Raw genomic sequence first — 2287 nt, forward strand, 5'->3', positions numbered from 1 at the left:
TGGGTGTCTAGTTTATTCTTCGTTTATAAATAAAATATGAAAAAACTAAAATATTTTAACTTAGTTTTGAAATTTCTATAAATATCCATTTATAAAACCCTAAATCATCTTCCTCAGAGTTTTGATAAGGCATAACAGCAAAATCATAATTAAGGACAAATATTAATTCTTCTATACTGTATTTGCTTTCCAGTTTATTTTTATAGGTTTGCTTTATCTCTTCCCATAATTGCATTGCATTATCGGAGTACTTATCTTGCCAGTGCTCTTTCAACAATGCTGAGTTATTATGTTTTAAAGTAAATGCAGAAACATCTGCTCTCGTTAACGTATCAATATTTGGAAGTATTAATAGCGTTTTTTTCCAATACCTAGGGTAACTTTCAGGCAAGCCTTCCCATGTTTCTATTGCTAAAATTTCATCCGAACTTGGATACTTATCTTTATCAGGATCTAATGAATTTAAATAAGCAAAATCTTCATCATATTTAAAATCAATTGTAAAATCACCTTCCGAAGTTATTTCAAAACGAACTTTGTTCCAAGGAACATCATTTTCATTCTTTTGCATAAGGTGATAAAGCGCACAGAAAGCTTTTCCACATTTTGCATTTTTAGCAACTCCATTTATGATATTTGTATCAAAATTGAATTTTTTGTTATTTAAAATGTATTCCTGATTAGATTGAATTGCTCCATCAGGATTTAATAATAAAACTTCAAACCAAGCCTTTTCCCATTGTTCAGGAAGAGCATTAAACATCGCTTGCCCGATATGGTTGTATATATCATCAATTGTTTCAAACACTTTAATATTCCTTAATTATCAAATTCAAACGGAATTGGGTTTCCATTACCTATTACATAGTTACCAAACAAAGAATCTGGAGTTATCCCATCATCTGAATATTCTATCAATATTTCCACCTCAACGCCTTTACCATCTTCCAAATGCTCTGCCCACTTTCTTTCCATTTTACGCCAATCACCATAACGATTTTGGTCTTTTAACTGAGGTACCAAGTTTATTTTTTCTGCTGGGCCTTGGAATAGAGTACCAATTAAATGGCCGCCATCATAGTCAGGGTTATCCCCACCATAACTACTTTGTTTAGAGCTGCGGTGCTTTTTATCTCTTTCTTTTTGCTTTTCAATAGCTGACTTTTTGAGCTTGCCTGTAACTTTTATTGTACGTCCTTGATCATCCGTTTCATAAGTATAAGTTGCAGGTTGACCATCATGGATAGAAGTAACCTCGTATATAGTATTAGGTTTAGGGTTTTCAAGTTCTTTCGCCCAACTACCTCTTTCTCTAGGTTTATCTGATGCACTTCCAGCCAAAATTTTTACAATTGGCTTATCTACCTTGTCATTCTCTGCTTTTGTTTTTTTAAAATTGAATTTTTTAGGTTTTTCTGGCTCTTTTGGTTTTTCTGGTTGATTATTTGTGACTACAATATAACCCCCAGATTTCTTACCTAAAACAGAGCCATTAAACCTAAAATCGGATAGCACTTTTGCATCAGGGTTTTTATCTAACAACTCACCTACAGTTGCTTGTTTTAGTTCCACATCATCATCAAAATACCCTTGCTTCTTCCTCAGCTTTGTTAGTTCGTCGAGGTTTGGTTCCGAAGCAGCAAATAACGCTTGATAGTAATCAGGCTTTAAACCATATTCCATCGCCTTTGAAACGTCAAAATACGGAGACTCATGAGGTGTCATCGGCGTACTTTCTAGCGGGCTCTCGAATCTCACTAACTTAGTATAAATTGAAATATGTTCAACTATTTTACCAGAAGCTCCTATAACAGGAATTAATCTATTAGTAGGGGTTTCCTCCTTACACTCTAGTCCAAACGGATCAACCCAATTTACCGGATTCGGGGCGTATTGGTAATGATTTATCCCGCCCACTAACCCTATCGGGTCTTGGTTTATAAAGCGTTGCTGTTTCGGGCTGTAGTAGCGATAGCGGTTGTAATGTAAGCCGCTCTCTTCATCTAAATACTGCCCCTGAAAGCGGATTGGCTGAGTGAAGCTACTTTCTTTATTAAAGTCAGACTCTGCTTCTGGCTCCTCATAGCCATACACATCGGCTTGGTTTTCCCATACGACTTCTGCTTTGTTATTGGTTACAAAACGCGGGGTATTAAGTTGGTCTAGGTGGTAATCGGTGTTTGTCAAACTAGTTGTCGCGATCACTACGTTATGCACTCTCCACGTTGACGATTTCACGTTCGGGGTTTAGGTGCACTTTCTCTGGTAAATCCCAGTTGCGGTGGTC

2 protein-coding genes are annotated in these 2287 nt (G+C 36.2%); both read right to left on the reverse strand.

Annotated features, from left to right (window positions below):
* Nucleotides 1-55 precede the first annotated feature (55 nt).
* Nucleotides 56-808: an immunity protein YezG family protein gene (locus CWB66_RS20360; protein WP_138586855.1), complete on the reverse strand. Its 753-nt coding sequence runs from the start codon at nt 806-808 to the stop codon at nt 56-58.
* A gap of 11 nt (nt 809-819) precedes the next feature.
* The gene (locus tag CWB66_RS22995; protein ID WP_171037551.1) at nt 820-2238 is read right to left on the reverse strand and encodes a DNA/RNA non-specific endonuclease; all 1419 of its coding nucleotides are present in this window, start codon (nt 2236-2238) and stop codon (nt 820-822) included.
* Between the last annotated feature and the right edge of the window lie 49 nt (nt 2239-2287).

This window comes from Pseudoalteromonas sp. S558 (genome assembly GCF_005886635.1).
GTDB classification, from domain to species: Bacteria; Pseudomonadota; Gammaproteobacteria; order Enterobacterales; family Alteromonadaceae; genus Pseudoalteromonas; species Pseudoalteromonas aliena.